The sequence below is a fragment of the Ruminococcus sp. AF17-1AC genome (assembly GCF_003461385.1).
Lineage (GTDB): Bacteria > Bacillota > Clostridia > Oscillospirales > Ruminococcaceae > Hominimerdicola > Hominimerdicola aceti.
In genome coordinates this window covers 92,243-105,748 of record NZ_QTWZ01000008.1, presented here as the reverse complement: position 1 = coordinate 105,748, position 13,506 = coordinate 92,243, and the positions used below count along the sequence as shown (strand labels likewise).

At 44.9% G+C, this 13,506-nt stretch carries 12 protein-coding genes; 1 reads left to right on the top strand and 11 read right to left on the bottom strand.

Annotation, left to right across the window (positions count from 1 at the left end):
* Positions 1-255: 255 nt before the first annotated feature.
* The 3 genes from araD to DWW81_RS07365 all read right to left on the bottom strand — a co-directional run bounded on the left by araD (position 256) and on the right by DWW81_RS07365 (position 4,163).
* Positions 256-945: an L-ribulose-5-phosphate 4-epimerase gene (araD, locus tag DWW81_RS07375; protein ID WP_117897155.1), complete on the bottom strand. Its 690-nt coding sequence runs from the start codon at positions 943-945 to the stop codon at positions 256-258.
* Positions 946-1,097: 152 nt separating this feature from the next.
* Positions 1,098-2,672, bottom strand: coding sequence for an FGGY-family carbohydrate kinase (locus tag DWW81_RS07370; RefSeq protein ID WP_117897142.1), 1,575 nt, complete (start codon positions 2,670-2,672; stop codon positions 1,098-1,100).
* A gap of 21 nt (positions 2,673-2,693) precedes the next feature.
* Positions 2,694-4,163 carry an alpha-L-arabinofuranosidase C-terminal domain-containing protein gene (locus DWW81_RS07365; protein ID WP_117897141.1) on the bottom strand — a complete coding sequence of 490 codons (1,470 nt, stop codon included), beginning with the start codon at positions 4,161-4,163 and terminating at the stop codon, positions 2,694-2,696.
* A 122-nt stretch (positions 4,164-4,285) separates the two neighbouring features.
* On the opposite strand from DWW81_RS07365, the gene DWW81_RS07360 reads away from it, so the two are divergent.
* Positions 4,286-5,071 carry an AraC family transcriptional regulator gene (locus DWW81_RS07360; RefSeq protein ID WP_117897140.1) on the top strand — a complete coding sequence of 262 codons (786 nt, stop codon included), beginning with the start codon at positions 4,286-4,288 and terminating at the stop codon, positions 5,069-5,071.
* Between the two features lie 97 nt (positions 5,072-5,168).
* Here DWW81_RS07360 and DWW81_RS07355 read toward each other — a convergent pair whose 3' ends face one another.
* The 8 genes from DWW81_RS07355 to rsmI form a co-directional block, all read right to left on the bottom strand.
* Complete coding sequence (locus tag DWW81_RS07355; protein WP_117897139.1) at positions 5,169-6,164, bottom strand: YegS/Rv2252/BmrU family lipid kinase; 996 nt, start codon at positions 6,162-6,164, stop codon at positions 5,169-5,171.
* A 328-nt stretch (positions 6,165-6,492) separates the two neighbouring features.
* Positions 6,493-9,048, bottom strand: coding sequence for a DNA polymerase I (gene polA / locus DWW81_RS07350; protein ID WP_117897138.1), 2,556 nt, complete (start codon positions 9,046-9,048; stop codon positions 6,493-6,495).
* Entirely contained in the window at positions 9,045-9,605 is a 561-nt protein-coding gene (locus DWW81_RS07345) for a transposase (RefSeq protein WP_181982699.1), read from the bottom strand. Before DWW81_RS07345 ends, polA begins: the two co-directional genes overlap by 4 nt.
* Positions 9,606-9,609: 4 nt before the next feature.
* Entirely contained in the window at positions 9,610-10,626 is a 1,017-nt protein-coding gene (gene tsaD, locus DWW81_RS07340; protein WP_117897136.1) for a tRNA (adenosine(37)-N6)-threonylcarbamoyltransferase complex transferase subunit TsaD, read from the bottom strand.
* A gap of 163 nt (positions 10,627-10,789) precedes the next feature.
* Positions 10,790-11,503 carry a methyltransferase gene (locus DWW81_RS07335; RefSeq protein ID WP_117897135.1) on the bottom strand — a complete coding sequence of 238 codons (714 nt, stop codon included), beginning with the start codon at positions 11,501-11,503 and terminating at the stop codon, positions 10,790-10,792.
* Positions 11,493-11,954: a ribosomal protein S18-alanine N-acetyltransferase gene (gene rimI, locus DWW81_RS07330; protein WP_242989575.1), complete on the bottom strand. Its 462-nt coding sequence runs from the start codon at positions 11,952-11,954 to the stop codon at positions 11,493-11,495. Before rimI ends, DWW81_RS07335 begins: the two co-directional genes overlap by 11 nt.
* Position 11,955: 1 nt before the next feature.
* Positions 11,956-12,579: a class I SAM-dependent methyltransferase gene (locus DWW81_RS07325; RefSeq protein WP_117897134.1), complete on the bottom strand. Its 624-nt coding sequence runs from the start codon at positions 12,577-12,579 to the stop codon at positions 11,956-11,958.
* Between the two features lie 102 nt (positions 12,580-12,681).
* Positions 12,682-13,506 carry a 16S rRNA (cytidine(1402)-2'-O)-methyltransferase gene (gene rsmI, locus DWW81_RS07320; protein ID WP_117897133.1) on the bottom strand — a complete coding sequence of 275 codons (825 nt, stop codon included), beginning with the start codon at positions 13,504-13,506 and terminating at the stop codon, positions 12,682-12,684.

Here is a 13,506-nt window from a genome sequence, read left to right as displayed (position 1 = left end):
TATTATTAAAACATAAGTCAAGAATTTACTTATAACAAGTACAAAAAACTACCCTTTTGTACAAATCAGCGTACACATAATATACATTTTGCACAATATAGGGGCAAAGGCGCAAAAAAACGCCCAGAAAATCGGGGCGCTATTTTATCGAGGATGTGCTAAACAAATCTTTTATATGTAGGGGCGAACAGTGTTCGCCCGTTATTTGACTCATTTTTTCAACGGACTTATATCATGCTTTTTAAGGCATTGACATCAATTCTGTCCGTAATATGCGTTCTTTCCGTGTTTTCTAAGGAAGTGCTTGTCAAGAAGTTCCTGCTGCATATGACCTATCTCAGGGTTCAGCATCATTGCGTGGAAGTTCATAAATGCGGCTTCTTCGAGAACCACTGCATTGTGAACGGCTTCTGCGGCGTCCTTTCCCCACGTGAACGGGCCATGGCTTTTTACCAAAACGGCAGGTATCTGAGTTGCGTCAAGACCTTTGAAAGCCTCGATTATAACAGAGCCTGTTTTCTTTTCATATTCACCTGTTATCTCCTCAGGGGTCATTGCTCTTGTGCATGGTATCTCGCCGTAAAAATAATCTGCGTGAGTTGTACCCATTGGTATAACACCTTTTCCTGCCTGAGCAAAAGATGTTGCCCAGCGGCTGTGGGTGTGGACTATTCCGCCGATATCAAAGGCTTTGTAAAGCTCCAAATGTGTTGGAGTATCGCTGGAAGGCTTATATTTTCCCTCCACAACCTTGCCGCTTTCAAGATCAACTACCACCATATCATCGGCTGTCATGCCCTCATAAGGCACGCCTGACGGCTTTATGACTACAAGGCCCTTTTCTCTGTCGATAGCAGAAACATTTCCCCATGTGAACGTAACAAGACCATATTTCGGCAGAAGCAGATTTGCTTCGCACACCTGTTGTTTTAATTCTTCAAGCATAAGATTCTCCTTTCTCTGATTTGGTAAATGCACCTTTTGTCTGCCCATTTTCCGTCCAAGTGAATAGCTCACCGACAGTTTTAGCAGACAGTTGGCTGGCAGGCGGCCTCAGATCGCCCCTACGATCTATCTATGAATTTCTATGATTTTTTTCAGAACTGTGCGTTTTTTTCTGCCGCCAATCCCTTTTTATATCTTTCCAGGAATGTTTTATAGCCCTCTGAGCCTGTCTGCTCAGGCTGAGAAGTTGTCACTTCCATATCTGCGAACACCTTTTTGCCAAGGAAGTCTGCAAGCTTTTCGCCATTTGAAAGCTCCATATATGCCGCAAGGATAGCCATGCCCCATGCTCCGCCCTCGCCTGCTGTTTTCATCACTGAAACAGGTGTGGAAAGTGCGTCTGCCATAAGCTGTGAAGCCACTCCGCTGACTTTGAAAAGTCCTCCGTGACCTGTTATCTTTTCAGCTTTTACCTGCTCTTTGTCAAAGAGGATATCCATGCCTATTTTCAGTGCGGTGAAAGAGGAATAAAGCTGTGCTCTGAAAAAGCTGCCCAAGGTCAAAGTGCTGTCGGGAGTGCGGAAATACATTGGTCTGCCCTCGTCAAGCTTTATAACAGGTTCACCCGAAAGACAGTTATAGGCTGTTACGCCACCGCATGAGCTGTCGGCTGTCATGGCGTTTTTATAGAGAGTTTCATAAAGCCTGCTCTTGTCTATCTCACTGCCTGTGAGCTTTGCGAACTCACCGAACATATTCACCCATGCGTCAAGCTCTGAACAGCAGTTATTGCAATGCACCATTGCCACAGGCGAGCCGTCAGGGGTGGTAACAACGTCTATCTCCTCGTAAACACCGTTAAGTGGCTTTTCTAGGACGAGCATTGCAAATATGGAAGTGCCTGCGGAGATGTTTCCCGTCTTTTTCAGCACGCTGTCCGTTGCCACCATGCCTGTGCCTGCGTCGCCCTCAGGCGGGCAAACCGGCACGCCTGCTTTGAGGCGTCCCTCCGGGTCAAGGAACTTTGCGCCCTCTTCTGTAAGAACTGCGCCCTTTTCTCCTGCATTTCTTACCGCTGGGAGGATATCTTTCAGCTTATGGTCAAAGCCTTTTTCTGCAAGGCTTTTTTCTGTAGGCTCGCAATACTCTTTTTTGTATCCTATGCCCTCCACAGGGAAGATACCTGAAGCTTCGCCAACGCCAACTTCAAAGCGGTCTGTGAGCCTTTTATGCACATATCCTGCAAGGGTATTGATATAAGCGATACAAGGAACATGGGCTTCTTTGTTAAGCACCGCCTGATAAAGATGTGCGATGCTCCAACGCTGTGGGATATTGAAGCCCAGAAGTTTTGTAAGCTCTCCTGCCGCCTGAGCTGTCATGGTATTGCGCCATGTTCTGAAAGGCACAAGAAGCTTGTCATTCTTATCAAAAGCCATATAGCCGTGCATCATAGCAGAAATGCCCATTGCACCGTATGTTTCAGGATAAATGCCATACTGTGCCTTTACGTTTTCTGCAAGGTCTTTATAGCAGGCTTGTATGCCCCCGTGGATATCATCAAGAGAATATGTCCAACAGCCGTTCTCAAAGCGGTTTTCCCACTGCTTCGACCCTGATGCGATAACAGAAAAGCTATCGTCTATAAGAACAGCCTTTATTCTTGTTGAGCCAAGTTCTATGCCAAGATATGTTCTTCCCTGCAAAATTTTATCTTTTACTGTCATTTTTGACTCTCCTTATAGTCCTTATCTCATTGTCACAACTACAACGGAGCATTTTGGCAATATTACCTCAAAGCCGTTCTCTGTCCATATTGCCCTATGCTCTTTCGGTGTTACTTTATCGCAGTTATCAAAATCATTATAGTCCCTTACTTCATTGTCAAGTATCCTGCACTCAATGTTCTGATAGTTTGAACCTGCGATATCACAGCAGATATGAGCGTCATCATCTATAGAGCAATTCGCTATAGTGACAGTTAAAACACCGTCCTTTACTGAGGCAGATTGTGATATCATCGGAATCTTTCCGCCTGCCTGACAGTTGTCGGCATAGCTGTAGCAAAGCTCGCCTCCCTGATGAGTTTTGAAAAGATCAAAGACGTGATAGGTAGGCGTCTTTACCATTTTCTCGCCCTCTGTGAGGATAAGAGCCTGCAAAACGTTCACAGCCTGCGCAAGGTTTGCCATTACTACCTTGTCGCTGTGGTTATTGAAGATGTTCAAATTGCAAGCCGCCACGATAGCGTCACGCATTGTGTTCTGCTGATAGAGGAAACCTGGGTTTGTGCCCTCCTCAACGTCATACCAACAGCCCCACTCGTCAACTATAAGACCTATCTTACCCTCTGGATCACGGCGTGACATTATCTCACTGTGACGTTTTATAAGCTCGTCCATATATAGAGTTTTTGATATAGTTTCGTAATACTCCTCGTCTGAAAACTCAGTTGCACTGCCCTTTTTGTTCCAATCTCCTGTAGGAACGGTGTAATAGTGCAAAGAGATAGCCTTTGTGTGCCACTCCCCAAGGTTTGACATTACAACGTCCGTCCAGTTATAATCGTTGGAATTTGGTCCGCAGGCAATTTTGTAAAGCTCATTGCCGCTGAAATTCTTGCAAAAGCTCTGATATCTTCTGTATTCATCGCAGTAATACTCAGGGCGCATCGAGCCGCCACAGCCCCAGTTTTCGTTGCCTATACCAAGATATTTAAGCTTCCAAGGCTTTTCTCTGCCGTTTTTTCTTCTCAGGTCAGCCATAGGGGAAACGCCGTCAAAGGTGATATATTCTATCCACTCGGAAAGCTCCTGAACAGTGCCGCTTCCGAGATTTCCTGCAAGATACGGCTCGCAGCCTATCTCTTCGCAGAGATCAAAGAACTCATTTGTGCCGAAAGAGTTATCCTCCGTCACGCCGCCCCAGTTTGTGTTTATCATTTTCTTTCTCTGGGATTTTTCGCCGATACCGTCCTTCCAATGATACTCGTCAGCAAAACAGCCCCCCGGCCAGCGGAGAACAGGCATTTTTATCTCCTTGAAAGCTTCGATAACGTCTTTTCTTACGCCTTTTATGTTCGGTATCTCAGAATTTTCGCCAACGTACATTCCGTTATAGATACATCTGCCAAGATGTTCGGAGAAGTGTCCGTATATCTCCGGGTTGATGTGGGAACGTTTGTCTGCGGTATTGATAAGCATTGAAATATTCTTCATTGTGACCTCCTTGATGTATATGATTTTAGTTTCAATTATATTTTATCACTTGACAAAAAAACAACAATGATATATCCTATTATTATACTGATACATCATACGAAATTAGAAAGGAAAAACCTATGGAACTTCACGCTTTGGGACTAAACTACAGCCATGACGGGTCTTTTGATATACGCCGTCCAAACGGTTCGGGGGATAATCTTCTGCTTATATTCAAATCCTCTGCGGTGGTGCGTTTGCACGGCAGGGAATACTCAGTTTCCCCTGACAGCGCAATACTATACAAAAAAGGCACTGAGCAGATATACCGTGCCTGCAAGGGTTTTTATATAAACCACTGGCTTCATTTCGATTGCGACGATATGCTCACCCGTGACTATTCACTCCCATATGATACGATTTTTATGTTATCAGACGCAGAGAAAACTGAGGATATCTTATCCGCCATAAGCAGACTCAGCTTATCTGAAAGCGGCAGGCGTGAGGATTATATCGAGCTTATGCTCAAAATGCTGCTCATAAGACTTGGAGAGGAATATTCTCTCAGCAAGAGCGGTCAGCCGCCAAGAAAGCGCAGTCACTACGCTGACGCACTTGAGCGGCTCAGGGCTGACATCTACAGCTCCCCCTCCGGGAGCAGGAACATTGCCGATATGGCGAAAACTCTCAGCGTAAGCCCCTCCCACTTTCAGTATCTTTACACCTCACGCTTCGGTGTGAGCTGTTATGAGGATATCCTCTGTGCGAGAATGAAAAACGCAGAATACTATCTTCTCAGCACTGACATGACAGTGAAAAACATTGCCACCGTATGCGGATACGAAAATGACGTGCATTTCATGCGCCAGTTCAAACGCAGATACAACATGACACCCTCCCAGTTTCGGCTAAAAAACAAGAAATAGGCATATGCAAAAAGCGGACGAAAAGAACTCGTCCGCTTTTATTCTGTCAAATATCTATTAAAAGGCCTGCGACCAAAGTCCGCCCCTACAAAACAGCTTAATCTTCGATCTCCGACTGATCCTCAATGACAACAGGGTGACCGTCCTCGGTCATTATCATATCCCCTGCACTGCACTGAACAGCCGTTTGCTCTGCGGTTATGTCATTGGGTTTGAGTTTGAATCTTATTGCCTGCTTGCAGTTTTCTATCTCAACATATGTATGCTTTCCGCCTGACTCTCCGTCCAGCGTCCAAGGCACTTCGTTCTCACTTGTGAATGTGACCCTTGAGGTCTTGAAAGTCACAAAATGCTTATCGTTGAGCTTATTAAGCACTGCCTCATTTATGGTGTTGCTCAGCTCAATAGCGTTCTTAGGTGTCTTTACCAGAACCACCTCGAAAAGTCCATCGTCAAAACACACGCCTGATGCGATAAGCTTTTTCATTCCGCCCACTGAGATAGTGTTTGAGATAAGACCCAGTATAAAGCTTCCTTCTACTACCTCGCCGTCATGCTCAACTCTCATTTGCTGACCTGTTATCTTTGAAAGCCTTTTTATCCCCTCTGCCACATATGCGGCATGACCAAACTTGTTTTTCATCGTTTGTGAGGTTTCATAAGAAACGTCAGTGAAAGCGCCAAAGCCTGCTACATACACAAAATACTGACCGTTGAACTTACCAACGTCATAGTCAAAATACACGCCGTCAACTATCTCCCTTGCGGCGTCAAGCATTTTTTTCGGTATGCTCAAAGACTGCGCACAATCATTTGTTGAACCGGCAGGAATATATCCAAGCGGTATTTTCTTATCAAATGTCATCATTGCCTTGACAGCCTCAGACAATGTTCCGTCACCGCCTGATGTGACTATCATGTCATAATCCTGACCGCACTGGCAAAGCTTGTTATAGCCGTCAAGCTTAGCCTGCGTAGGGTATGTGACTACCTCATAGCCGCCCTTTGTAAAAATATCCACAATGTCGCAAAGGTTATCTTTTATCTGTCCCTTGCCAGCATGGGGGTTGAACACAAAAAGCAATTTTTTCATTTTCCCAGCCCCTTTTCGTTTTTTCAAATTCCTATTATTCTACTTTTTATCTATCTTTCTTACACACTTTTTACATAGAGAATTATACCACAAATTTCACAAAAGTCAAGTATTATTGCGACAACCGTCAAAAAGTTCGTCAACAATCACAAACAAATTGTCAGCCAAACCACGAAGGTGACAAAGATAATAAGAGCAAAACATATAAAATAAGCAATACGGATAAACGGGTGATCGCTGTTCGCCCCTACATATAGAAATCAAGATCATCGCCGCAGGCGATACCTTAATTCCTCATTCCTCACTCCTCATTCCTCACTAAAAAAAATCAGTCTTTCGCCTCATACCAGCTCTTGCCGCTATTTACGTCCACTGTCATTGGCACAGCAAGCTTTACAGCGTTCTCCATTTCGTCTTTGAGTATCTTTTCGGCTCTATCCTTGTCTTTTTCAGCCGCTTCTATAATAAGCTCGTCATGCACCTGCAAAATAAGTCTTGCGTCAAGATCTTCTTCTCTGAGCTTTTTGTATACTCTTACCATTGCTATCTTTATGATATCAGCCGCCGCACCTTGGATAGGTGCGTTCATTGCCGCCCTCTTTCCAAAAGCCTGCAAGACCTTGTTTGAAGCAGAAAGCTCAGGGATATATCTTCTTCTGCCGAAAAGGGTGGTGACATAGCCGTTTTTTATGCCGTCATCAACTGTCTTATCCATAAATTCAGATACTTTCGGGAAGTTGTCAAGATAATTCTTGATGTATCTTTTTGCTTCCGCAACGGTCACGCCAATATCTTTCGACAAAGAAAATGCACCTATGCCATAGATTATACCGAAGTTTACAGCCTTTGCCGCACTTCTCATTTCAGGGGTGACAAAATCCTCGGGGATATCAAAGACCTGTGCCGCCGTTGAGGTATGGATATCTCTGCCCTCTGAGAAAGCTTCCTGCATATTTTTGTCACCGCACACGGAAGCAAGCACTCTAAGCTCGATCTGGCTGTAGTCAGCGTCAAGAAGAGTATAGCCGTCCTCGGCAACAAAGAATTTACGCATATTCCTGCCTATCTCTTTTCTCACGGGGATATTTTGCATATTAGGCTCGGTGGAGGATATCCTTCCTGTTCTTGTTTCGGTCTGCTTGAAAACAGAATGAACTCTGCCGTCAGGGTGGATAAGCTTCAAAAGTCCGTCAACATAGGTGGAATTGAGCTTTGTGAGTGTGCGGTATTCAACGATAAGAGGCACGATAGGGTGCTTGTCCATAAGGCTTTCAAGAACGTCCGCATTAGTGGAATAGCCCGACTTTGTTTTCTTCTTTGCAGGCAGGCCTAAGTCCTCGAAAAGCACCTCCCCAAGCTGTTTTGTGGAAGCTATATTGAACTCCTTGCCTGCATACATATATATCTGCGAAGTAAGCTCGTCTATCTTTATTTTCAAGTCCTCACCGAAAGCCTTTATGCCCTCTGCGTCAGCCTTTACACCGTAAAACTCCATTGAAGCAAGCACTTCGCAAAGTGGCATTTCGATATCGTCGAATAGCTTTGTCATTTCTGTCATTTCAAGCTGTTTTTTCAGATTTTCACTAAGAGCAGGCAGGCTTGAAAGATCTGCATATTCCCCCATATCAGAGCGGTAAAGGCACTTATATGAAAGACAAAGATTTTCCGCTGTATACTCGCTTGACTGTGAATTGAGAAGATATCCTGCAAGGTCACAGCAGAAGGTGAGGTTTTCAAGGTGAGTGCCATTTGAGAACGCAAACTTATGGGCAGTTTTGCCCTCAAAGGTTATTTTTTTGCAGGCTGTTCCCATGAAAGCTGTGATAATTGCATTGTCCTCGGTGGTGTAGATAACATCGTTACAAAGGATAGAAAGTTTATTGTCGGCAAAGATAAAATACACTGTTTTGTCCTTGTCGAGAACAGATATAACGCTCTCATCAAGTGGCTTGACCTCAAACTTAGGCAGGTCGGAAAGCTTGAGCTTGCTTTCCTGCACTGCGCTGTCAGCGCTTTCCACAGCTTTTCCGCTAAGGCCCAATCTGTCTATAAGGCGCATCATTTCAAGGTCGGCAAGGAGAGCCTTTGTTTTCTCGGTATCAACCTCGCCCAGCTTATAATACTCTGTAGCTTTATCAACAGGTGCTTCAAGACATATTTCCGCAAGGAAGCGGCTGTCTATGGCGTCCTGATGACCATTTTCAAGCTTTGTGCGCACAGACGGGGTAAGCTTGATATCTGCAAGGTGTTCATAAAGGGTCTTGACATCGCCCTCCTGCTTGATAAGGGAAAGGGCGGTCTTTTCGCCTATGCCCTTTACGCCTGAGATGTTATCAGAAGTATCTCCCATAAGAGCCTTTACCTCGATCATCTGACGAGGTGTAACGCCGTATTCTTCCATTATCCTGTCGGGGGTATATATCTTTGTTTCCTTTGTGGTGGCAAGGCGCACTGTCACACGGTCGGAAACGAGCTGAAAGCTGTCCCTGTCACCAGTGAGGATATAGCACTCGTTGCCTGAATCTGCGGCGGCTTTTGAGAGCGTACCAAGAATATCATCTGCTTCATAGCCCTCGCACTGTACTATCTTTATACCAAGGTCGCCCAAAAGCTCTTTTATGACAGGCATTTGCTGAGCAAGCTCCTCAGGCATACCCTTTCGGTTGGCTTTGTATGCGGCATTCGCCTTATGTCTGAAAGTAGGGGCTTTAAGGTCGAAAGCCACTGCCACGCAGTCAGGCTTTACCTCGCCTATCTCCTTGAGGTAAATATTCATAAACCCCATAAGGGCATTCGTGAACTGTCCCTTTGAATTTGACAGCAGCTTTATTCCGTAAAAAGCCCTGTTCATTATGCTGTTTCCGTCTATGGCTAGTAGTTTCATTCTATTCCAAGCACCTCCGCTTTATTGTTCTCATTTCTTGGATTATACTCGTCAACGTCCCACTTGATAGGGTTATTGTGTATATATTTTGAAATTGCTATATATTCTTTTTGGTTTCTGATGATATGGTCATAATATGAACGCTGAAAAATATTAAAACCAATATCCTTATTTATAAATCTTTTCAACATTGACACATACTGTGGAACTATCTCGTTTGTAGTGGACGGCGCCCTCGACGTCCCGCTGACTCCCGTACCGATTTTCAGTATAAAATGGATATGATTTGGCATTATGACATATTGCAATATCTTTTTGTCATCATAGACACTGTTTGCTCTGTGGATATTATCTCTGATAATTTTACCAAAGCTTGAAAGATAGACCTTTCCGACAGCGTGTGCGCAACATAACGGGACGTCGGGGGCGCCGTCCCCTACATCTGTTGCCCACAACAACTCGTTTTTGTGGACAGTACATATGGTAATAAAATAAAGTCCATTTTTTGAATAATCATAATTGTCAAGTCTTATGATTTTCCTTACGGGTTTATCCATAAGATTATTCCGAAATCTTATCCAGCGACAGCGTTGCAATGCCGTTAAGGCTTTCATCTGCTCGTCTGCCTGCAAGATAGTCAAAATATCCCTGACAGGCTATCATTGCACCATTGTCGCCGCAGTATTTGAACTCAGGCATATAAAGCTTATAGCCACGCTTGTCACAGACTTTCTGAAGCTTCTCTCTTACCCCTGAGTTTGCCGAAACACCGCCTGCAAGCCCTATGGTAGTATACCCAAGATCTTTTGCGGCAAGCATCGCTTTGTCTACAAGAATGTCAGATATGGTGTTCTGGAACGAAGCCGCCATATCGTTCACATTGACAGTTTCGCCCTTTTGTGCGGCATTATGCACAAGGTTTATAACGGCAGTTTTTAGTCCGCTGAAAGAGAAGTCATATTCACTGCCCTGCACCTTTGGGTGAGGGAGCTTATAGGCATCAGGGTCGCCTGACTTTGCGGCATTGTCGATAAACTTTCCGCCCGGGTATTCAAAGCCCAGCGTTCTCGCTACCTTGTCAAAGCACTCGCCTGCGGCATCATCTCTTGTTCTGCCTATAACATGATATCTTGAATAATCAAGCACCTCTACAATATGTGAATGTCCTCCTGACACGACCAAGCAAAGATAAGGCGGTTTAAGCTCAGGGTGGGAGATATAATTTGCGGCAATGTGTCCTGCGATATGGTGAACAGGCACAAGGGGCTTATTTGCACTCATTGCAAGTCCCTTTGCAAAGCTCACTCCCACGAGAAGTGCACCGATAAGACCAGGGGCATAGGTCACTGCAACAGCGTCGATATCGTCCATTGTGCAGTTTGCTTCTTCAAGAGCGGCCTTTGTTACCCATGTTATGTTCTCCGCATGGCGACGTGAGGCTATCTCAGGCACAACTCCACCATAAAGCCTGTGTTCGTCTATCTGACTTGCAACTATATTTGAAAGCACCGTTTTTCCGTCCTCCACAACAGAGCAGGCTGTTTCATCGCATGAGCTTTCTATTCCTAAAATCTTCATTATATTACCCTCTTTTTATTTCGTAAATATAAGCATATCATATACATTTAATAAGCAGACAAATTGGAGCAAGCTGGCGACCAAAGGTCGCCCCTACGAAAAAATAATCATCGCCGCAGGCGATACCTTAATTCCTCATTCCTCACTCCTCATTCCTCACTTTTCAAGGAAGTCCGTATATTCTCTTCATTTCAGCCGAGTTTCCCCCGTCTGCGGAACGCACATACAACGGCTTTTCTATCTGTACAAAAGGCTTTCCGCCCTTTTTGCCCTCAACGAGAATAAGCCATGGGGGACACTCCGGGTTTTTGTGAACTGTCCGCAGCCGCTTTGGCTCGATACCGTTCGCCCTCATTGCCGTCATTATATCGCAAAGCCGCTCAGGGCGGTTGCATATGCAAAGCCTGCCACCGAATTTCAGATTTTTCTTTGCACATCTGCACACGTCATCAATGGTGCAGAGCATTTCATGCCGTGCGATAGAAACCGCTTCGCTGTCATTCTTCGCACCTGTGTTGTTTATCTTGTAGGGCGGATTGCAGGTGATAAGGTCAAGTTCTTTTTCGCTTCGCCAATCATTCAAGTCGCCCAGAACAGGCAGGATAGTGTCTATTTTCGACCTCTCAAGAGATACTTTAAGCTGTTCGTGAGCCTTTTCCTGTATCTCAACAGCATATATCTTCTGCGGCTTGTAAAATTTGTGCAGAAGAAGCGCTATTATGCCGCTTCCTGTGCAAAGGTCTGCGCAGATATCCTTGTGCCGTCCTGCTGAAAAATCCGCAAGCAGAAAGGCGTCAGTACCAAAGCGGTGTTCGTCAGATATACATATCTCAATGCCCTCGCCCAAGGACTCAAATGTAAAATCGTTATATGTCATTTATTTCTCCATTTTCAGTGGGTTGAAGTGCCATTAAAACAGCATTTTCCGTGGGGGCGGTGTAGAAATTTTTTCTCATGCCTACCCTCTCAAAGCCCTGCTTTTCGTAAAATTGTATAGCCCCAAGGTTTGATTCCCGCACTTCAAGATACCATTTTTCGGCCTTTGCGGCATTGTATGCGCTGTCAAAAAGGGCTTTTGCAATGCCCATTCTGCGGAACTTCTCCAAAACGCCTATATTGTTTATCTCAGCTTCTCCGCAGACGCACCACACACTTATAAAGCCTACGGCTTCGCCATTACAAAGGGCAAGAAACGATATATCGTCAGGGTTTGAAAGCTGTTTTTTGTAGGTTTCAAAACTCCAAGCTTCGGGCAGAATTTTCGCCGCAGTTTGTGAAAAAAGCTGTACGTTTTCCTCTGAAAGAGGCACAATGGTCACATCTGCCACCTTATTCGCCCTCTATTTTCGTGCCAACAAGGCAATATGCTTTGCAGTCGCTCAGAATTTTGACTTTCACATCATGGAAGCCACGCTCTCTAGCCATTGAACGCACCTGCTGAGGAGTGAACTTGCCAAAACCTGTGTCGCAGTACGGGAGCTTATCAAGATAGCCCTTTGTATAGAATGTGCAGATAAAATTGCCGCCGTCTTTGAGAACTCGCCTTACCTCGTCAAGAACTTTTGCGGTGTCCTCCCAAAAATAGATGGTGTTTACAGTGTAAACAGTGTCAAAAAAATCGTCGTTATAAGGAAGCTCCTCAGCCTTTCCCTGCTGTAAGATCACCTTGTTGGTATTCACTCCGTCACGGTTTTTTCGCTTGGCTTTTTCAACCATATCCGCAGAAATATCGACTCCATAGAACTTAGCGTTTATATTCTTGCTAAGCTTTTTGATAGTCACACCGTTTCCAAAGCCTATATCCAATATCCTTGCACCGTCAAGCTTGCAGACAAATTTTTTCACCGCTCTGTAGTGCTCTGCATTGAAAAAATTCATGAATTTTGCACAGGCTATACCGCCCAATCCCTCTGGGTCAGCACACTGTCCGCCTATGTATTCTTTTATGCTCATAAAATCACCTCAAAAAATCTAAATTGATATATAATACAAATGAGAAAAAACAAGAAATAAACATCGCCGCAGGCGATACCTTAATTCCTCACTCCTCATTCCTCATTTAAACAAGCGTCCGTAAAGCTCCCCCTTAGAAAATCCCGTCGCCTTTGCTATCTCACGACAGGCGTCAGCTCCACGCATACCCTTTTCCACAAGGGCTTTTACTTGTTCCAAAGCTTCCTCTATGTTCTCCGCAGGGCAAAGCTCGTCCTCTTTTGCACCCTCGATAACAAGCACAAATTCGCCCTTTGGCTTGTTGGCTTCATAATACTCCACAGCCTGTGCAAGGGTGGTGCGGAAAACTTCTTCGTGTATCTTTGTAAGCTCCCTGCAAAGAGATATTCTTCTGTCACCGAAATATTCCAGCATATCTTTCAAAGTGTAGATGAGCTTGTGGGGCGCTTCATAGAAAATAAGAGTGTTCGTGCAGTTTTTCACCGAGGCAAGATGATTTAATCTTTGCTTCTTGGTGGTTGACAAAAAGCCCTCGAACTGAAATCTTGCAGTGTCAAGTCCGCTTATGGCAAGTGCTGATACCACCGCTGACGGACCTGGTACTACCTCCACTTTCACACCGTTTTCAGCGCACAGCTTCACAAGAAGCTCCCCAGGGTCTGAAATGCAGGGCATACCGGCGTCTGTGACGATAGCGGCGTTCGCGCCTGCCATTATCCTGTTCAAAATGCTTTCGCCCACCTGCTTTGCATTGTGTTCGTGATAGCTCACAAGTGGCGTTTTTATGTCAAAATAATTGAGAAGCTTTGCGGTAACTCTTGTGTCCTCGGCACAGATAAAATCAGCCTTTTCCAGAGTCTCAACTGCACGGTATGTCATATCTCCAAGGTTGCCTATAGGCGTTCCTACTACGGATAAAATTCCCAT